Consider the following 20,218-nt stretch of genomic DNA (forward strand, 5'->3'; position numbering starts at 1 on the left):
TTTATCATTTTCTTTGTGGGTTTAATACCCCACCGTCTACACGGTGTTCAAAATTACTTGGGGTTAGAATCCCCATGTAATTTTCCTCCTGTCTCCTGTCTCCTGTCTCCTGTCTCCTTCTTCAAATTATATATTCTTTTGCCAAAATTAGAGGAATCGGCAGCAAGTTTCACCGAGTCATGTGAGCAAAATGTTCCATTAACATTCGATGAATAAAAATGTAGCCACCACCTACTTTCTGAACAAATATTCTGTCTGTTTCCCTCTTCCGTCTTCAGGTTTCTCTAATCAAACAGTCTAAATTCTTCAAACACAACAGAAAAACCATCCCCATCAGGAGAAGCACACATTAAACCGACTTGCAACTCATTTGCCGTAGTCAAATAACCCAGTCTCAACAAACTATAACTCTCTCCATCCAGAGAATATTCTACTTCCAGCGTTTCTCCACTCCGCTTTAACCGCAACCAAATACTTTCGGGGTTTTCCGACAACCACACTACTGACCAGTCAGAATATTCTCTAGTCACCACAGCACTCGCTTGTTGCACGCCATTTACAAATTCAATGCCACATTTTACCCAAGTCTTTTCATCCAAACGCACCATTAAACCTGCTTGGTCGTATAATGCTTGATATTCACCAGTAATTTTGACTTGAGCGGTAAAGTCACCTGTAATATTCTGATAATAAAAATGACCGTTATCGCGAATAAAACCATAGTGAGTCACTCGCCAAAAATCTGTCTTTGCACCTGTGGTAACTTGAATTACTCCATTTTGGTCGCTCCAGACAGGGGGTTGGTTATACCATTGCATTACATTTGTTGGGGTTGGTGAATTTATTGGTGTTGGTGAGGAAATACTCAACATACCACCATTCATAATATCTTGATATGAAATTTGCCACCCTGACGCGGGTTGACCATTGAGTAAATATGGTTCTGGATGATTACCTTTTTGAATAACAAAATCTTTGCCATTATCCAAATGTATAGTTGCTTGAGAAAAATGTAGATATCCCAAATCAAACATTGGCGTACCCGGAGTCACCTGATATAAACCCAAAGCACTGAGAATATACCAAGCTGACATTTGTCCGCAGTCTTCATTGCCTATGATGCCATCTGGTGTAGCTTTGTACATTGTGGTAAGTATTTGTTTGACATAAGCACGAGTCAGATCGTTGCGATCAACAAAATTGAAAAGATAGCAGATGTGATGACTGGGTTCATTCCCGTGAGCATATTGTCCAATTAATCCTGTAATATCGGGTAGTTCATTTCCTTGACTACTATCCAGGGAAAATAGTTTTTCCAGTTGTGCTAAAAATGCTGACTTCCCACCCATGAGTTGAATTAAGTCGGGAATATTGTGAGGTACAAACCAGGTATATTGCCAGGAGTTACCCTCAATAAAAGGAGACTCCCATGCTGCTGCAAAGGGATCGAAATTATCCCAACTACTATCCCTACGTTTGGGGCGCATTAATTTTTGACTCGCGTCGAATACTTGACGGTATGCGAGGGAGCGTTTTTCATAACTTTCTGCCAGACTAATATTTCCAAAAATTCTGGCAAACTGAGCGATCGCCCAGTCATTATAGGCAAATTCTAGAGTCCGCGATACTGACCAATTAACATTAACGTCTGAGGGAACAAAACCATAATTACGATAGGCATTTAATTCTGGTTCTTCTCTATTCATAGTGTCGATCGCTGCTCCCAATGCCCACCAATTATCATAGTTCCTCAAACCTTTGGTAAAAGCATCTACAATAACACTAATAGCATGACGACCAACCATTGTTTTAACATCTTTTTCTCCTAGTTTCCACTTTGGTAGGGAACCCACTTGGTCGTAATGTATCAACATAGATTTGATATATTCATTGGTTTCTGAGGGTTCTAAAATAGTCATCAATGGGTGGAGAGCGCGAAATGTATCCCATAAAGAAAATAGGGTGTAGTTAGTAAAACCTCGGGCGGTATGAATGCGTCCATCTGCTCCCCGAAACCGTTTGTCTACATCCATATATATATGTGGAGCTTTGTAAGTATGGTAGAGAGCAGTGTAGAAAATGATTTTATCTGTTTCGTTTTTAGTGTCAATATCAATTTTTGCCAGTTTATCACGCCAGAGTTCTTTGCTGGAGTCAACTGTTTCGTAAAATTGCCAGGTGGGAATTTCTTTGGCGAGGTTTCTTTGCGCTCCATTAATGTCTACTGCGGAAATACCAATGCGTACTTTGAGATGAGAAATTTGCCCTAATTCCAAATATGATTGAATATGTTTGTTATTAGCACTTTTGAGTTGATTCAGATTTTTTCCATCGGTGGAAATATATATTTTTTGCAGTGGTTTATCTATTTTGATATAAAAATAAATTCGTTGTTCCGGCGACCAACTTTGACTGATGCGACTGCCAACAATGGTGTATTGGTCTAATACTTTGAGACTAGCAGAGAGAGTGTTTTCGTCTCGACGATGAACTAAGTCTATGAGCAGGTTAACTTTAGCATTTTCGGGAAAAGTGTAGTAGTGGAAACCACTCCGTTGTTTAGCTGTGAGTTCGACTTGTATTCCTGAGTTTAATTTGACTTTGTAGTAAGCAGGAGAAGCTGTTTCCGAATTTTTATCAAAGCGTTCCCGATAACCTGATTCTGGGTTTTCCAGAGTTCCCGGTTCGAGTATCATAGTACCAATTTTTGGCAAAATCAGAATATCCCCATAGTCTGCAATACCCGTACCGCTGAGGTGAGTGTGGGAAAAACCGAAAATACTGCGATCGCTATCATAATATCCGGAACTGGCATCCCACCCTTCTACTCTGGTATCGGGACCAAGTACAACAAAACCATTGGGAACGCTTGCCCCTGGGTGGGTGTGACCATGACCTCCCGTACCTATTAGGGGGTTGACATATTTGAGGTTGTTTGAAGTTGCTTTGTTTATATTGATCATAAGTTGGGGAAGGAAGTAGCAAGAAAAATAAAGTTATACCGTTTCTTATCTTAATAGTATTGCTACATAGTTGAGTCGATGAAACTGAGCAAAAATTCCTATTGCGACATCCGCAACAAAACCACAGACACTGAAAATTCCCCATGGAACTGAGTAAAAACTCCTATTGCGACATTCGCAACAAAACCATAGGCACTGAAAATTCCCCATGGAACTGAGTAAAAACTCCTATTTGTAATTCTACAGACATAATCGCCTCTGATCATATTTGTTAAAGTCCCGGTAATAAATCAATTTGCTATTATAACAACTATCTGAATTTTTAATCGACAGTTAAATTAATATCATCAAAACTTGGATAGCTTTTGTAGAATGCGTTAATGAAATGTAATATCATGTCCGGATGATTAATTATAATAAAAATGTTCAACTGAAGCTATCTTGAAGGAATATCCCATTCGGAGACATATATTTATAAGTATTTAACCAGGACATGATATAACTTGACCATTACTATACAGGATTACCTAACTTGCTACCACCTTTACAACAATGTTTGCATAATTTCGTCAATATTACGAGCATAAATTTGTTGAGCGTATTCCTGCCCATACTCTTCTGAAGTAAGGGGTAGTCTGGTTAGTGTTGCTTGTTGAACCAATTCCATCAGTGGACGACGCAAACGTTCATACTTACTAAACGCAGCTTCTATAGCAGCTATATCATCCCACTGATTTTGCTTACCAATTTCAGCCACCAATGTTGCCATGACAGCAGCATCTTCCAGTCCTTGGTTAGCACCTTGAGCCATAAATGGTGGCATTCCATGGGCAGCATCCCCCGCCAATACAACCCTCCCTATATTCCACTTTGGTTGCTCTGACCCAGAAACAGTGGCACGGTGAAGATAATACGGACGTGACAGAATCTGCTCTGGGGAGGATAAAGCCACCAACTGCTGAATCATTTCTGGAAAGTTAGCTTTTTTCAACTCTTTTAGGGCAATATTAATTAATTCTTTTCCTGACTTTCCTGCTAATAATTCTAAAGGTAAAGCTGCGTGGATTAGATATCCAAATTGACCTGGTTGACGGGAAAATAAGATCATTTCGGTGGTTTCGTTTATTATAGAATCTTTGGATATTTGGTCATTCATGATCGTTACTATTCGCGAATTCTGAAGAAACTGCTCCTGAATTTCCTGTGACAGTGTTTCTGGAATCTCATTCGCTCCCCCACTGCTAATAGCAGCAATACCTGAATATTCTGGTTTTCTATATGCACTATATGGAGTATCTTTGTAGATTACCTGACGCACCGTAGAATTAATCCCATCTGCTGCAATCAATAGTTTAGCCCGGATTGAGATAATTTCCGATTGTGGTAATGGGGAGGAACTTAGAGTGCTAGTTTGATCGTCTTGCTGTTTATTTTCCCAGTGAGAATAAGGGTTAGCTTCTACCCCCTGATTAGAAATAAAATCAGCTCGAACACATTTCAATTCTGGCTCGGCAACTACATTAACACAACGGTGATTAATTTTGAGGCGATCGCTTGGTAATCGCATTCTCAATTGAGTCTGTAAATTGTACCAAGAAATTGATACTCGACCTTCCCCGTACTTATCAAACCATTCATCATATTTCAGGACAAATGAACGGATTTTTTCCCCGTTGACATTTCGGGTTGTCCATTCTGGCGAAGGCTGATTCTTTTTGGATTCACTTTCCGGGTTAGGTTCTGGTGGGTTGTTGAATGTTTGACCAGTTTCTTTAATATTTTCGTAAGCTTGCCTATCAATATATTTAACTGCTTTTAAGCCATTTGGTAAAAGATCGACTCTCTGACCAACTTTACGGAAAGCTCGAGTTTGGTCGAGGACAATAATATTTTCGATCCCACGTTGGCGTAGACCGAGGGCAGTTGCTAATCCCACTGGTCCCGCACCAACGATTGCTACATCATAGTCAATTTTTGGACTGGAGTTTTCTGATTTCATAGATTGATGTGAATAATGACTAGAAAAAGTATACAACAATTGTAAGAGTCCCTTTATTCAAAAAAAAAGAGAGATTTTCCAAGGGAGGAACTACTCAAAAGTATTTTTGATAAAGTTGTTTTCTTGTGTAAATAGGACTTATATCATGTTCCGTTGAATACTTATACAGGACTTACTGAGGAGTCAGGAGTCAGAAGTCAGGAGGGAAGAAAGGAGGAAAGAAGAAAAGTCAAGATAATTTCAGTATTTCTTCGGTACTGTCAGTTCTTAAATTTTATTTATAACTGACCCGTCCGCAATTCGTAGCTCCCCTGGAGGAGGAACGTGATATTATACCAAGCGTGAAAAAAGAATGTTACGAATAATAAGCGTGATTAAAAGACTTTTTTGGAGATGTCCCTTTGACAAAAAAGATAATTTATATCATGTCCGGTAGCATCGGTATTGTATAGAAAAGGTAGGCAACAGGCAACAGATCATCTGGCAACAGGCAACAAACAGGAAGGTAATTGAGCAAGAAAAAAACTTAAATTTCCTGTAAATATCCACGCTAACTTTTACACAAACGATACCAACGGACATGATATTATGCCCGAAAAAAAGGTATTAAAGCCGTTCCCATACGACTCCTGACTCCTGAGAAATATCCTAGCTATTTCTAGCAAACATTTATCAATTTGGTATTACGCATGAAGTAGGAAAAACTAGGATTTGAGATTGCTTTCCGTTCCGGACTGCTGCGCAAACCCTATCGGTCGCTTCGGACGAAAATACATTGCAGGTGCGTAAGTCCTAGTAAATTGTCAACTAATATCATGTCCAGATAAGAGCGCGATCAAAAAACTTTCTCCTTCTCGTCTTCTTTTTTCCCTCCGGAATTGGTGAATCAAGGGATGAAACTTTTGGGAGAAGTTCAATAATGGATAATTGATAATTACCTCTCCCTAAAAGGAAGAGGATTGAATAAAAGGAAAATATTTTCTCTCTTGGTCGATTGGAGGACAGCGAGGAGACCCGTTCTTACAGACCCGCTCCGAAGATCGCCATCCCACCCTACGGGAAGCTGCGAAGAGAGAACTCCGTTCCGCTGTCGCGAACGACCGCTTGTTTCTCCTTTAAAGGAGAGGATTTTTACCTTAATTATTCGGTAAATCCAATTGAATGTTTTTACACTTCCTATGTTTCCCAGTCTAAAATTCATCCTGCACTCTATACAACGCTTTCCCTCCTCAATTATGACTCCTGACTCCTCTGTCATTTATTTATAACTGTTTAACCGGACATGGTACAAGTCATTACTCCATTTCTGTCGGTGGTATTTCTGTATTATTTCTCTGCCTCAACTTTCGATGCAAAGTTTTCACCCCTGATAATAGTAACCCAATCACTACAAATACGAGGAAAGCTGCGAACACTGGTACAGAAATCGCCAAAATTGACAACACCGAGGAACTTAATAACTCCATTGTGGAAACTCCAGGATTGGCAAATCCTCCGGTGAGAGTTGTAGATGCTAATCTGGTCACATCTGTTAAACCTTGCACTGTTCCCGCAGCACCCCCTCCCACGACCGCAGCGATCGTCCACTGTAGCATTGGACTCATGTCACTCACAAATGAACTTGTGATGATTGTACCTGCGATAACTGCTGTTGGAGTGGCGACAATATCTAGTAGTTCATCTACCCAAGGAATATAGTAAGCTGCAACTTCTAAAAATGCACCAACTCCGAAAGCTACTGTTGCTTGTGGGGTGCCCATCCAGGCAAAATCAGAAGATATTTGTAAATTTCCTGACTGTGCTGCAATACTCATTACTAAAGGAGGTACAAATATGCGAAAACCACAAGCTGCACTTAAACCTACACCTAGACAAATACCTAATAAAGTTTCCATAATTTTATTCCTAATTTTTCCTCATAAAAACTGTTAATTTTGCTGGTGGTTATTTAATAATTATTCATTACTTCAATATTTTTTCTGCTGATTGCAGATGTATAAATATATATTATCAAGATTGACAAATTATCTTTTAATGTTAATGTTGAAAACTATTTTTAAACTCAATATAAATACCGCACTGTTCAAGATGGTAAGGTACAGTTTTATAGCAGAAGGAAGAAGGCTTTAGTTATCTAGGAGAGAAAGAAAAATCTTGCGTTGTCTGAGTTTTAAGCTTTTGATATCTCAAATATAGTAATGGCGACTGCTATACATTAATCTTTATTTTCTCTTCCCTGTTGCCTATTATACCATTTTCCAACAAGAATGTTACGAATAATTTGAGTAATTAAAAGACTTTTTTGGAGATCCACTTTTGACTAAAAAGATAAGTTCCGACCTAAAAAATAATATCAAAGCCATTCATTCTGTACCTCACCAATCCGAAGTCTCCTCTACCTGACTCCTGACTCCCTTCCTGAGAGGGGTTAGGGGTGGGTTGACTCCTAAGAAATAGCCTAGCTATTTGTAGCAAATATTTATCAGACTGGTATTATCCCATAATTTTCATCTCATGCTGTATAAATAATCATCCTAATTGTTTCCTTTGCATATCAGTCAAGATGATAAAAATTTGACATAGCATTTTAAATATGATATTTAAATATAATTTTGATTGATCACCTAAAAACATCATAATATCAAGAATTTGAAAATAAAGATTGACATAAAAGAAGATATATGATATAAAGAAGTCTAAATTCATCAACCTCTTTGATGATAGTGATAGGTATGATTAAGCGCGATCGCTAATTATCTTAGATCGGTGTAAAGTTTTACTTGAATTGAATCTTGGAATAACTAGGGGAAAGTAAGCAATCATTCTCAAAAACCACAACTATCTATTCATAAAACACAAAAAAATGTTTATTATAAATTTACCAAGCTTGAAAAAAACAGACAGAATAACGCTTTTAATCGCAATATATTAAAGACTCAACATATTAACATAAATTAATTGTGGAGACAGATGATAATGATAGGGCATTCATTAGAAATAGACGATCTAAAAAAAATTAATAGCCCGAAAAAAATAGTAGCTTTGTTTAACAAACTTGGCTATAATTTACAACTGGGAAATTTAGAGATTGAACAGCTAGAATTACCAACTTCTTGCAGTGGATTTATTGATAATGTTTACAAAATTCATAGCGATGAAGAAGGTAGTTTAGAAATATTTTTGTTGGAGTTGCTACAAGCAGAATTTCAAACAAACCGTAAACTTCAAGAAAAAATAATAACTATTTCCCAAAATATCCCTAAAAGCAAAAAAAAAAATTACTCATTTGTACAAAAAACTATCATCAGTTAGTAATAGTTGCTCTTCAGACAATAGAAAATATAAGTATCACAATTAAATGGTGGTTAATTGACTGTAAAAATCCTACTTATTATGATACTTACTGGCTAGAAAATATAACCCGAAATGATTGGGAATCTACAGAAGAATTTACCAATAAAGAACCTGCTGAACGTAGCTACGACCAAGATTTAGAACCGCCAACCGCAACATTTACTGAAGATTCCATTCAACTTTATCACAAAGAAATTAATAAAATACCTCGCTTGCGTGCTGAGGAAGAAATTAATTTAGCTCATCAAATTGATGAATTATCAGCTTTAGAACAAATTCGTGAAAATTTAGAGAAACAACTCAAGCGATCGCCTAATGAAACAGAATGGGCGACAGCTGCAAAAATCAGTACATCAGAATTGCGCGATCGCCTCCAGCAAGGTAGACAGGCCAAAAATAAAATGGTCACAGCTAATCTGCGACTGGTGACATCAATTGCCAAACGATATCAAAACCGTGGATTAGACTTCCAAGATTTACTCCAAGAAGGTAGTTTAGGATTAATTCGTGCCACAGAAAAATTTGACCATACAAAAGGCTATAAATTTTCTACTTATGGTATTTGGTGGATTAGACAAGCTATTACTAGAGCTATTTGTGACTATTCTCGGATCATTCGCTTACCAGTTTATCTCTATGAAACCATTTCCCAAATTAAGAAAACAGTTAAACAGATGTCAATGGAACGTTGTCTGCTTACTGCTGAAGAAGTCGCTACACGCATGGAAATGACCACAGAGAAATTACGATTTATTGTAGAATGCGCTCAAGAAACGTTATCTTTAGAGATTCCTATAGGCAAAGGAGAAAATACCATCTATAAGGAAGTGATCGAATTTGATGGAGAAACACCAGCAAAATATGTCTTTGAAAATTGCCTACAAGAAGATGTAGAAACTGTTCTCAACACTTTAACTGAACGGGAAAGAAATGTCTTACAAATGCGATTTGGATTGGATGATGGTCAAGAAAAAACCCTGAAAGAAATCGGTGATACTTTTAATTTAACGAGAGAAAGAATTAGACAAATAGAAGCTAAGGCATTGAAAAAGTTGGAAGACCCAAAACGTAATCGTATTTTGAGAGAATATCTTCTTTAGGAAATAATGTGGTGTTAGTTCAGCAACACCCACATCATCATTATTTTTGCTCAGGATGGTTTATTTCATCTGCCTGAGATGGCTTTGTAGTGTTCTGCTCCGTTTTAGTAGGTTGACTAGATTTCATTAAACCAGAACCATGCCACAGAAAACTGACAATCATTATTTTAGTTAATGCATTCAACTGCTCTAACTTTTCTTTGTTCATTGGTTGATTGATATAATTAGCATGAATTTTGAGTCAATATTTATTCTTTACAAAAATTAACAAATCTTTCAATAGATATGCTGATAAATCCGGTCAGGGTAATTACTTAATTTAGAAAATTGATTATGGAGCGATCAGCTTTAGTACCATAGAATTACAAATAAGTATTTCAGCACACTTTGACATAATTAATTAACTACTACATTCTGCTTCAGTCTTAATACATGAAATTTCGGATGAGAATAAAATTGACAATTCTATTTTTCCGTATTTTTACTGAAATAACTGTGATTTATATTCTTGATTTAATGTGACTTATAGTATATATACTATGTGATTTAAAACACAATATAAATTTTATCTAAAAGGTAAGAAAGGTAAGAAATGTATAAATTAATATCAAATTAACTCAGCAATTTATAGCAATCCTCTTCATGGTTTTGTAGAAAATATTCACAGCATTATATAGCAATCAGGAATGATTTATGAGATGTTTAATAACAATTAATACCAATCAAAGTCCTTTTATATTCTGACTCCTGACTCCTAATTAATACTAAAATATTACAACTGAAATATGATTGCTATAGTATGAGATAATAGGGGTAAAAATTTCATAATTTCATCTATAAATTTAGAATTTTTTACAAATATTGCACAAATTTATAAATATCAGAATAAATAAGTAATGAGTAGTCAGTATTTAGGAGAAAGTCAATTCAGTTAACCTACTGCCGGAGGAACTTTCCTATGGGAATCCTGCGTAAACGTTAACAATTAGCCTCTTTACAGAGGAACTACGTTATCAGTACCTCCTGCAATAGGGAAGCGAGAAGATGCAGAATTTTCTTTCTCTTGGTTGATTGGATATGGCGAGGAGACCCGAAGAGTGCAGACCCGCTCCGAAGATCGCCATCCCACCCTACGGGAAGCTCCGCTAACGACCACTTTTTATCCCCTTAAAAGGGCAGGGTTTAAACCAAAATTTTCAGTAAAGAAGAAAAGTAGTCTAACTTAGATTGTGGTGATAAAACATCTTCGCACTATCAATAGTGAGGAATTAAATTCAGAAATATCTTCCTTCTTCCTTCTTCCTGATTCCTTCTTAATATTAAGAAGCAAAATATTTACCATATAAACTTGGATATCTTTCTTTTATCCAACCACCTAATCCTTTTCTTGGATCTCCCTCAAGTTGACGTTCAAGAGCAGCAATAATACCCTCATCCATTACCTCATCTATTAAATCAAAAATAAAGATATTACAATCTTCTCCTCGTCTAGATTGAAATTTATTAGCATTCAAATCAATTCCTAAATAAAAATCTATTGCTCCCTCTGTCTCAATATCACTACCTACACCAATCATTAAAATTTTAATCTCATCTTGACTATTGATATTAGAACAAGTTTTTCCAATAACATTAATAAATTCTTTACTATCATCAATTTGACCATCAGTATAGATAATTATAAAAGCACCTTTATCATCAGTTCTATTAGAAAACCACTGAGATACTGCCTCATTTAAAGTAGGAGCAATATAAGTAGAACCACCAGGTCTATTTTCTTTAAAAGCAGCTTGTACTTGGGCAGCATCTCTAAGGTAAATAGTTTTAGTCGGTTGTTGATTTCGATTGAAAAAATATAAAGTTACCTCATCACAAATTATTCCATAATCATCATCTTGCTCTGACAGAATTTCAAATACATGACCTTGTACAGTTTCTTGAAGATATTGCCAACGATTTTTGTTTCCTGTAGTAGCATCAGATATTGTCATGGAACCACTACGGTCTATTAAAATAAAAACATCGCGATTGTAAATTTGTGGAATTGGCATATTTTTATCCTTTGGTAAGATTAATTCAGCAGGTTTTTGATAACTTATATTTTTGCAGATATATCTACATATTTCTAATATTTTACCAAACTTTGCTACTATAAAAGATATCAGTAAATTAATTTATTTCATCCTACGTTCATTAAAATTAACAAAACTCAAAAAGGTAGTAAAAATCATCACCGTTGTTGAGAAAAATATCATAAAAAAAAGGAAAAGTCTTTAATTTTTTTGACTATAGTAATATAATATCCGGTTGAATATTTACATCAGTTTTCGAGTTTTGGAGGTACAAAGTTTTATGCTTTTAAGGAACAGATCAAACTGGATCTGAGAGCTGGGAATGAATAAGAATTATGGATTAATCTTAAACTGTACTTCACTATCTTAAAATTTGCTGTATAGTAGTCGCCATTACTGTATTTGACATATCAAAAGCTTAGAATTCAGACAATGAATATTTTTCCTTCTTCCTTCTGCTATATCATAATCTATTAGGAGAGAGTTGGAAGAATAGGAAGGATATTTGCTCTGGGAAATAAGGAGAGGTTTTTCGTTCGACTGCTATGCTATAGGCTAATTAAGTATAGCAATACTTTTGAGAATTGGTATTAGTCCCGTTAAACAGACTTGATATACAATTTTTAGTATGGTTTTATATTAGACATCTCCAAAAATCAAAAATCAAAGCAATTCTGATCTATAAATTGTCAATTATTTATTCCTGTTCCCTGTTCCCTCTTTTCTGGAGATGTCTATTAAGATCAACATTTTCTTTCGTATACATCTGTACTATTATTGATAATAAAAAATAGAAATTATCATTAAAACTATAGTGCTATACTAAATATCTAAATATAATGTGAATAGCTATAAGGATGGGTTAAGTTATAAACATTTAAGTTAAGTAAGAGGTTATTTGTAATGACATCCTCCACTGCAGCAGAAGTTATTTATCCAGAGAGTGACGGTTTACCTTTTGCTGATCACACAATTCAATTCCGTTTGATTACTACTATTGCTGGTATGTATAAAGACAACCCCAATGTGTTTGTTGTCGGAGACTTATTCTGGTATCCCAAACAAAAATAACCTTGGATCAAACAAACTGCTGATGTGATGGTAGTTTTCGCTCTTCCTCAAGAAGATAGAAGTTCCTATAAACAGTGGGAAGAAGATAATATTTTACCACAAGTTGTGTTTGAAATTGTTTCTCCTAGGAACAGTATTACTGAACTGGAAGTAGCAAAACTAGAGTTCTATTCAGAATATAAGGCGCAACAGTATTATGTTTATGACCCAGACACAGGGAGATTAAAAGGATGGTTGTGTCGAGGAGAAGTTCTCACTCCCATAGAAGTGATGGAAGGTTGGATAAGTCCTCGAATCGGAATTCGCTTTGAAAAAGAGGGTAGGGAATTACAAATTTATCCACCCGATGGAGAACGTTTTGCCACTTATGTAGAAATTCTCGAACAAAAGGAGCAAGCAAGACAAAACGCCGAACGAGAAAGACAAATAGACATAGGCGTGAAAAAGATATAAACTTTTTGCACATAGCAGGCAACAGGCAACAGTTCCGGAAAGCAACAGGGAATAGATTTTTAGGAAAAAGGTACGAAAAATGATTTAGGGAACTGACTTTTACCGAGAAATTGTGGGTATGCGCCTCCCCTTTTAAGGGGAAAAAAGAAAAAAATTTTTCCTTTTAGTCAATCCTCTTCTTTTCAAGGAGAGGTAATAATTAATAATTAATAATTAATTATTAATTGTTGAAAACTCTAGCTTATGTTAAATAAAGGGTAAGTTTATTTTCACCAGATGTCTAATAGCTCAACAAGAAAGACAAAACGCCGAATGAGAGGCAAATGCACGTCAACAAGCTCAACAATAACGGAACTTAATTGCTCAACAGCAACAAGAAACTATTCCTCGGTTATTGAGCATGGGTTTAACTACCAAATAAGTTGCAGATGCTCTTTCTTTACCTTTAGCGGTAGTAGAGAAATTCAGAAATTTGGAGATTTAGTTAATTTCAAAAAAATTTTTTACTCTTCTGCTGCCAAGGGTTAGTAATATCATGTCCGGATAAGATCGCGATAGGACTCCGTTCCGCGCTCCGCGTTTTCGGTGCGGAATGCTACGCTTGACCTGTCGCGTAGCGTTAATGTGCGTTGTGCGCCAGCTAAACAAAAAACTTTCTCCTTTTTCTCCTCTTCTTTCTTGCTTCTTGCTTCTTTCTTTCCTCCTGACTCCTGAGGACTGACTCCTGACTCCTTCATCGTTTTATTTATAAGTATTCAACCGGACATGATATATAGCAATGTGCGCTGACATATCCACAAATTCAGGAACTGTCCAATAGCTAAAAGTCTTATATTATTCCTTCGGAATGCTCCGCAAACAGCTTTTTATTCCCCCAGATGAGCTGTTGCCTCTCTTGGTGCGCATTCCCTTGCGACTGGCGTCGTCGCGGGGTCGCACCGCTGTTGCCTGTTGCCTGCGCGCAGCGCTATAACTTTTGCCTACATCCATTTCAACCCCATTAAAAAATCAGCAATTCTCTGAGCTGCACCCGGTTTACCCATTCTCTGAATCCCATTTTTAGCAATTAATTGTAGTCGGTCTGGATCGTTCAACAGAGACTTAACCGCATCTACAACTTCTCTGGGGTGCTTGACCAAAGTCACAGAAATTCCTAAAAGACGACTTTGAGCTTCCGCAAAAGTAGATGTAAATTGAGGGCCATTGCCAGAAATAGCGATCGCTGGTTTCCCCAGACCAACAAACTGTTCCGTAGCAGTACCTGCCATAGCAATAGCTAAATTTCCCCGATGCACAAATTCTGGAAAAGCTTGTCGGTCTAAAATCAGACTAGCATTTTTATTCTGAGAAGTTAATTTCACAGGAAACTGAATACTTCCCTCTCCAGAAAAAAAGGTTGGTACAGGACGATCAACTGGCAGTTGTAAAATACTGTTCTGAGTATTAGTTCTAATCTCTCGTTCAGTCTGCCAATGATAAGAATTGAGGAGTGTAATAAAAGGTTCTAAGCTTAAGTTAGGAGCGATCGCCCCCAGAAACAAAAATTTTTGCTGTGGAAAAGTTTCTACTAACCCTACAACCGCTTGAATAATAATTTCCCAATTCGCATAAGCTTCTGGAGAACGAGACCCAGGTAATAAAGTAATCGTAACTTGATGCTGCATTCCTAGTATTTCTGCATCAGAGCGATACATTGACAGCAGAGAATTTTCCAACTCTACACCATCCATCATCGGGTTTCCCACATAATAAGCTCGAATTGACTTTTTTCTGAGTATTTGTGCTGTTAGATCGTCTCTAGTAAGTACCGCTCTACACTTACTCCTACTCATTAACCAACATTCCCAAGGAAAGTAAACCGAACCTGACCAATGCTGAAAACTTTCTACCCAAGACTTGGACGGAAGTTTCCCAGTTTCATCTCGGATCAAATATTCTGATTTAGCAGTTCCTAAAAAAGCATAAGGTGCTCCACTCAACCAAGCAAATAATAAAGGTACAATATCACCAACTGCAAAGATAACTACTTGATGACCTAATTGAGTTTCGGAACTTACCCAATATTTTAATGCTTTGAGTTGAACAAAAGTCATTTTTAATAAACCACCTTTGACATCTTGCCATAACTGTTGCCCATCCATATAGATAAATCCACCAGAAGGCATTCTTTGTCGGGGACCAATAATTGAGAGACGAGGTATTTTGGTATAAGCGTATCCTTCTCCAACTATAGGCAAGGCAGCAAGACTAGGAGGAAGAGGATATTTTTGTAATTCTTGTAAAATTTGAACTGCGATCGCATCTTCCCCATGACCATTACTAAGGCAAAGTATCTTCAAAGTCATAATTAAAATTCGGCGTTGCTGAATTAGTGTATGATATTAATCTTAATTTTTTAGGAGTTAACCCACCCCTAACCCCTCCCAACCCACCCCCAACCCCTCCCAGGAGGGGAGGGGGAGGACCGAGTCAGGAGGGAAGAAATAAGAAGAAAGAGTAGTAGAAGAGAAAGTTTTTTGTTCGCGCTCTTATCTAGTGGTCTATTTCATTAATTTTGATGAGTAAGTGAATTCTCCAAATTATGAAAAATAAGTCATTGTGGCAATTTGCAACCCTTTAGAACTAATGAAATGGACTACTAAACATGATATCATACCTCAAATCACTAACGCCCAAAATTAAAACTAATAGTTCGTAATTGAAACACCCTGAGAAGTAGTAGAAGTTAGGATACTATTTAGCATATCTATTAGCATTCAGCAGAAGGAGTCATCTTCTCAGAAGTCAGGAGAAAATTCTGACTACTGTCTAAAGTTAAACTCCTGAATTTCACTAGCTTATAGTTTAAGATAGACAGGACTTACGGATGAGGTAGGAAAAATTAGGATTTGAGATGGCTTTTTTATCGATCACAATGACGAGAATACGTTGCAGGTGCGTAAGTCTTGATAGATAAACCACATACTCGCGTACCACAACCCTCCTCAGGATGTTCCATGGAATGTCCCTACTTAAAATAAAAACTACTGTAATTCACTAAGATCTAGAGAAATTGGGAAATAAATAATGAATATATTGAGAAACTTACAAGGGGACAAATATACATTAGAACAAGAATTAGGAAGGGGGGGTTTTGGTATTACTATCAAAGCTACTCATAATTATTTAGGACAACCCGTAGTTATTAAGACTCTCAATGAGTCTCTACGTCAACATCCCAACTTTGAAGAATTTCAAAGGAAGTTTCAGGATGAGGCAAGAAGACTCGCTTTGTGTGTCCACCCTAATATTGTCAGAGTCAGTGATTTTTTTGTGGAAGATGGTCAACCTTACATGGTGATGGACTATATTCCGGGTACAACTTTGGCAGAAGTTATATATAGTGGACAACCTCTACCAGAGGCGATCGCCGTGCATTATATTCGTCAAGTAGGAAATGCTTTGATGGTGGTGCATCAAAATAACTTACTCCACCGAGATGTTAAACCCCAAAATATTATGCTACGTCAGGGTACTAAGGATGTCATCTTAATTGACTTTGGTATTGCGCGGGAATTTATTGCTGGTAAAACTCAGGTTCACACTAATTTGGTTTCTGATGGTTATGCTCCTCCAGAACAGTATTTTGTTCAAGGAAAACGTACCGCAGCAACAGATGTATATGGTTTAGCTGCAACTCTCTATACTTTATTAACAGCACGACTGCCAATAGCAGCAATGAACAGAGCGCAACAAGAAATGCCTACTCCCAGAGAGTTACAGCCTCAACTTAGTGGTACTGTTAATCAAGCAGTGCTAAAAGGTATGGCAATGGATATTCAATACCGACCTGCAACTGTGGAGGAATGGCTAAAAGATTTATCAAATTCTAGCACAACTGATTTACATTCAACTATCCAGGTTGTACCTCAACAGCATCCAGCTCATAATGTGGGAAATGGAAAAATTGCTACTACAAATATTCCTCCTATACAAAGACCTAAAGGAATATTGATGTGGGGTATACTCGGATCGATCGCTACCCTAACAGTAGGAACATTAGCAGCAATAGTGTTAAATTCTCAGCCCCCTGAGACACCACCTATCGTTCAAACTCCTACACCATCTCCCACCGTTAGACCATCAGATATTGCTCAAACTCCTATATCAAAACCAACTACAACTCCTACACCATCTCCACAACCTAATGATATGGAGCAATTGCCCAATTTTACTCCTACCCCATCACCATCACCATCACCATCTCCTGTTCCTGCTATAGTCAGACCAACCCCTACTCCTTCACCTCCAGTAGAAAAACCTACACCTATACCACCTACGGTTGAGCGTACTCCAACTTTAACTCCAACTCCAACTCCAACTCCGGTTCAACCTCCCCAAGATTCAGGTCCTGAGATACCTATAGATTTAATATTGCCAGATAATATTCCTTCCGATCCTATTGATAATTCTACTATTAGGGATCGGTTGCCGATTATTCGTGGCTTACCCCCAGGCACATTAGAAAGTAAAGTAATAGAATTATTGGGAAAACCTACAACAGTTAAAGAGCGTGGCTATTGGCCTAATACTAGGGCTGTAATTTATGATTTACTTCCTAATCAAATTACTTTAGGCTATATATATGATCGAGATTCTCGTCGCTTGCGACAAACTGAGTTGTCTGTGGCAGATGGTATAGATGACCTAATGGTAAGAACCGCTTTCATTAGTATGTTGAATTGGAGAATTACTCCAGAAATCAAGCAAGGATTACAGGATGTGCGAAACCGTAAAATTAATCGCTATGAGTTTAAAACAGGTAATCTCGAAGGTTTAATTGAGCGTAGTAGGAATGATCTTGTCTATATCGGTGTTTGGGAAGATGATTTACATTAAGAGGGAGTAGGGAGTAGGGGAGATTGAAGTAATTATTAGAAATCTCCAAAAATCAAAAATAAAATCAATTATTATCTATACATTATCAATTATTCCCCCCTGTTCCCTGTTTCCTGTTCCCTCTTTTCTAGAGATGTCTATTGATTATAGAACCCCTAAGCGTATCTTCATAAATATTAAGTTTTTTGAGCTAGGAGACAGGAGACAGGAGACAGGAAACAGGAAGCAGGAGACAGGAGACAGGAGGTAAGAGGTAAGAGGTAAGAGGTAAGAGGTAAGAGGGTAGATGTGGGGAGAAATAATATAAAAAATTCAACACTCCTTGCTGATGATTGTTCCTCACTCATTGATGCGCGAAAAGACTTGACTACCATAATTATATAGACCTCAAATGGGTTCTATAAACCAATACAGTTGAGTTAAGGATTTTTTTGGGCAGTTCTGTAATCTCAAAAGCTTATCTAATGGTTCCATACCTTATGAGTTTTGGTCTTATCTGTTTGGGCAGCATTCCGTAGGAAACCGTATTGGATTATAAACACAACATATTATATAACCGGATTCTATATGACTCCTGCCTTCTGCCTTCTGCCTTATTCAAATCCTGACTCCTGACTCCTAACTCCTGACTCCTGACTACTAAGTTCAACAGTTGTCAAAATTCAAATAAATGTGTAAAATAAAAAGAATAACACGGGGCATTAACGGTTTCGACAGGGTGGTGAAATCTACTTTGTGATTCAGGTCGAGAGTGAGTCTTCTCTCGCAAATACCGGGCTCAAAAAATAATAAGTGCAAACAACATTGTACCTTTTGCTCGTAAGCAAGTAGCTGTAGCTTAATTGCGAAAATACCTCTTATAGGTTCGAGCGTCTGTGGTTTGACTCCGTTAAGGATTGCAGACTTAACCCCAACGGATGCACTAGTAAACTGCCTCTGGTCAGCTACTGGTTAAGACCTTACTAGAGAATCCCGCCATCCGGGATAATGGATGGTCCCAGCTCTGAGGGTTAACAAGAGCTAAACCTGTGAATGAGCGAAGAGTAAATAGCCATTTTGGACATGGGTTCAACTCCCATATGCTCCATTAAATAATTAAAAATAACCATCGTATTAAAGCCGTTTTTTGCTTTTTGAGCATAGAGCGGTTTTTTTAGCCAATCAATCAAGAATAGTATTTGATCTCAAGGTTGGTTGAAGACCCGCACTCTCCTGAAGGCGGGAGCGGAGGAATGGGAAAACCAATCAATGTTGCGGTTTTCACAGATTGTGTGCTATACTAAATTAATAGACTTATTGTAAAAATATACTGTGCTGTAGTATATTTCTGTTTTTTAGTCTAAGTTTGCTTGATAAGATATCCAGAATTTATCAATTTTTTTGAATAATTAATAACAGGCGATCGCCACAAACCAAAATCATTAAAAATCGCCAAAATAAATAAGTTCAGCTAATGATTAAAAGTTCAATTTACTAGATATTTAATAAATTAAAATTCAAACTTAATTAGCTAAATCATAATTATAAATACCAGCTATTAAGTTCACTCTTAGTCCAAATCTTTTACCACGATTTCGGTAAGGATAAGAGAGAATTTTCAAGATTTTTAGTCGTCTATTAATATGTTCTACTATAATTCTTAATTGATTCAGTTGCCGATTATATTTTTTCTATTATGAAAGTTAACTTCTTCCCTTTCTTTTTCTTGAGTGGTGTTTGACTTAATTGATAAATTTCACCTATTCCTTGATCGCCTTTATCAGCGATAACTTTAATTAAATTCCCAAATTTAACGCCACTATTTTTAAATAGTTTAAAATCATGAGTTATACCTTTTCCATTGACTAAACATAAGATTTTTTCATTTTTTTGTTGAATTACTAATCGTGTTTTTAGTGTATGTTATCTTTGTTTTCCACTGTAAAACTGTTTTTGCCGGTTTTTTAGGTCTTTCAATTTTACTTTCCATGAAATCCATCACTACCAGTTCTTCTTCAGCATGAGTTTGCCATAATTCTTTTTTTTCCAGGCAGCCGAAATTGACGAGATTTAATTAAGATATTTTCAATTTTATGAACAATACGACAGACATTAGATTCAGACATTTTCCATTCCAATCCAATATGATAATAAGTTCTATATTTTCTCAAATATTGAAGAGTCATTAAAATTTGGTCTTCAACTATTAATTTTGGCTTTTGTCCTGATTTCTTTTTTTATTTTTCTTGAGTTTTTACAGTACTAACCATTACTCTAAAAGTTTTTTTCTCCTGTCAAACGCTTAAATTCTGTTGATGGTAACTTTTTGGCTTGCCAATATTTCACGAT

The 20,218-nt window shown here is 36.7% G+C and carries 12 protein-coding genes, 1 other RNA gene and 2 pseudogenes; 7 read left to right on the forward strand and 8 right to left on the reverse strand.

The window, feature by feature from the left end:
* Window positions 1-284: 284 nt before the first annotated feature.
* The 3 genes from F6K06_RS27620 to F6K06_RS27630 all read right to left on the reverse strand — a co-directional run bounded on the left by F6K06_RS27620 (window position 285) and on the right by F6K06_RS27630 (window position 6,857).
* Window positions 285-2,963, reverse strand: a complete 2,679-nt coding sequence (locus F6K06_RS27620; RefSeq protein ID WP_124143582.1) for a GH92 family glycosyl hydrolase — start codon at window positions 2,961-2,963, stop codon at window positions 285-287.
* Between the two features lie 544 nt (window positions 2,964-3,507).
* Complete coding sequence (locus F6K06_RS27625) at window positions 3,508-4,962, reverse strand: NAD(P)/FAD-dependent oxidoreductase (RefSeq protein WP_124143581.1); 1,455 nt, start codon at window positions 4,960-4,962, stop codon at window positions 3,508-3,510.
* A gap of 1,295 nt (window positions 4,963-6,257) precedes the next feature.
* Window positions 6,258-6,857 (reverse strand): DUF4126 domain-containing protein, encoded by a 600-nt coding sequence (locus F6K06_RS27630; RefSeq protein WP_124143580.1) that lies wholly within the window; start codon window positions 6,855-6,857, stop codon window positions 6,258-6,260.
* 1,081 nt (window positions 6,858-7,938) lie between these two features.
* On the opposite strand from F6K06_RS27630, the gene F6K06_RS27635 reads away from it, so the two are divergent.
* Both F6K06_RS27635 and F6K06_RS27640 read left to right on the forward strand, forming a co-directional pair.
* Complete coding sequence (locus tag F6K06_RS27635; RefSeq protein WP_124143579.1) at window positions 7,939-8,274, forward strand: hypothetical protein; 336 nt, start codon at window positions 7,939-7,941, stop codon at window positions 8,272-8,274.
* A gap of 200 nt (window positions 8,275-8,474) precedes the next feature.
* A pseudogene (locus F6K06_RS27640) lies at window positions 8,475-9,416 on the forward strand (sigma-70 family RNA polymerase sigma factor); the annotation flags it as partial.
* A 40-nt stretch (window positions 9,417-9,456) separates the two neighbouring features.
* Here F6K06_RS27640 and F6K06_RS27645 read toward each other — a convergent pair.
* From F6K06_RS27645 to F6K06_RS27655, 3 genes are all read right to left on the reverse strand, one after another.
* The gene (locus F6K06_RS27645; protein ID WP_287309055.1) at window positions 9,457-9,624 is read right to left on the reverse strand and encodes a hypothetical protein; all 168 of its coding nucleotides are present in this window, start codon (window positions 9,622-9,624) and stop codon (window positions 9,457-9,459) included.
* Window positions 9,625-10,410: 786 nt separating this feature from the next.
* Entirely contained in the window at window positions 10,411-10,572 is a 162-nt protein-coding gene (locus tag F6K06_RS27650) for a hypothetical protein (RefSeq protein ID WP_287239958.1), read from the reverse strand.
* A gap of 163 nt (window positions 10,573-10,735) precedes the next feature.
* Window positions 10,736-11,467, reverse strand: a complete 732-nt coding sequence (locus F6K06_RS27655; RefSeq protein ID WP_124143577.1) for a VWA domain-containing protein — start codon at window positions 11,465-11,467, stop codon at window positions 10,736-10,738.
* Between the two features lie 924 nt (window positions 11,468-12,391).
* Between F6K06_RS27655 and F6K06_RS27660 the strand changes: the two genes are divergently transcribed.
* Together F6K06_RS27660 and F6K06_RS27665 are read left to right on the forward strand one after the other, a co-directional pair.
* Complete coding sequence (locus tag F6K06_RS27660) at window positions 12,392-12,559, forward strand: hypothetical protein (RefSeq protein WP_240038795.1); 168 nt, start codon at window positions 12,392-12,394, stop codon at window positions 12,557-12,559.
* A gap of 27 nt (window positions 12,560-12,586) precedes the next feature.
* Entirely contained in the window at window positions 12,587-13,012 is a 426-nt protein-coding gene (locus F6K06_RS27665) for a Uma2 family endonuclease (protein WP_240038794.1), read from the forward strand.
* A gap of 980 nt (window positions 13,013-13,992) precedes the next feature.
* Here the strand turns inward: F6K06_RS27665 and F6K06_RS27670 are convergent.
* Window positions 13,993-15,357: a lipid-A-disaccharide synthase-related protein gene (locus F6K06_RS27670; protein ID WP_124143576.1), complete on the reverse strand. Its 1,365-nt coding sequence runs from the start codon at window positions 15,355-15,357 to the stop codon at window positions 13,993-13,995.
* A gap of 26 nt (window positions 15,358-15,383) precedes the next feature.
* Between F6K06_RS27670 and F6K06_RS27675 the strand changes: the two genes are divergently transcribed.
* The 3 genes from F6K06_RS27675 (at window position 15,384) to ssrA (ending at window position 18,980) form a co-directional block, all read left to right on the forward strand.
* Window positions 15,384-15,512 (forward strand): hypothetical protein, encoded by a 129-nt coding sequence (locus tag F6K06_RS27675; RefSeq protein ID WP_287323320.1) that lies wholly within the window; start codon window positions 15,384-15,386, stop codon window positions 15,510-15,512.
* 566 nt (window positions 15,513-16,078) lie between these two features.
* Entirely contained in the window at window positions 16,079-17,890 is a 1,812-nt protein-coding gene (locus F6K06_RS27680; RefSeq protein ID WP_124155186.1) for a serine/threonine-protein kinase, read from the forward strand.
* 695 nt (window positions 17,891-18,585) lie between these two features.
* Window positions 18,586-18,980, forward strand: a transfer-messenger RNA (tmRNA) gene (gene ssrA / locus F6K06_RS27685).
* A gap of 412 nt (window positions 18,981-19,392) precedes the next feature.
* Here the strand turns inward: ssrA and F6K06_RS27690 are convergent.
* Window positions 19,393-20,215, reverse strand: a pseudogene (locus F6K06_RS27690) (IS5 family transposase).
* Window positions 20,216-20,218 lie beyond the last annotated feature (3 nt).

The sequence above is a fragment of the Okeania sp. SIO1H4 genome (assembly GCF_010672695.1).
Taxonomy (GTDB): domain Bacteria; phylum Cyanobacteriota; class Cyanobacteriia; order Cyanobacteriales; family Microcoleaceae; genus Okeania; species Okeania hirsuta.

What these genes read in the sequence shown, in the direction of transcription:
- F6K06_RS27670 (WP_124143576.1), bottom strand. Translation starts at nt 15,357, where the DNA reads ATGACTTTGAAGATACTTTGCCTTAGTAATGGTCATGGGGAAGATGCG.
- F6K06_RS27645 (WP_287309055.1), bottom strand. Translation starts at nt 9,624, where the DNA reads ATGAACAAAGAAAAGTTAGAGCAGTTGAATGCATTAACTAAAATAATG.
- F6K06_RS27665 (WP_240038794.1), top strand. Translation starts at nt 12,587, where the DNA reads ATGGTAGTTTTCGCTCTTCCTCAAGAAGATAGAAGTTCCTATAAACAG.
- F6K06_RS27635 (WP_124143579.1), top strand. Translation starts at nt 7,939, where the DNA reads ATGATAGGGCATTCATTAGAAATAGACGATCTAAAAAAAATTAATAGC.
- F6K06_RS27620 (WP_124143582.1), bottom strand. Translation starts at nt 2,963, where the DNA reads ATGATCAATATAAACAAAGCAACTTCAAACAACCTCAAATATGTCAAC.
- F6K06_RS27655 (WP_124143577.1), bottom strand. Translation starts at nt 11,467, where the DNA reads ATGCCAATTCCACAAATTTACAATCGCGATGTTTTTATTTTAATAGAC.
- F6K06_RS27660 (WP_240038795.1), top strand. Translation starts at nt 12,392, where the DNA reads ATGACATCCTCCACTGCAGCAGAAGTTATTTATCCAGAGAGTGACGGT.
- F6K06_RS27625 (WP_124143581.1), bottom strand. Translation starts at nt 4,962, where the DNA reads ATGAAATCAGAAAACTCCAGTCCAAAAATTGACTATGATGTAGCAATC.
- F6K06_RS27630 (WP_124143580.1), bottom strand. Translation starts at nt 6,857, where the DNA reads ATGGAAACTTTATTAGGTATTTGTCTAGGTGTAGGTTTAAGTGCAGCT.
- F6K06_RS27680 (WP_124155186.1), top strand. Translation starts at nt 16,079, where the DNA reads ATGAATATATTGAGAAACTTACAAGGGGACAAATATACATTAGAACAA.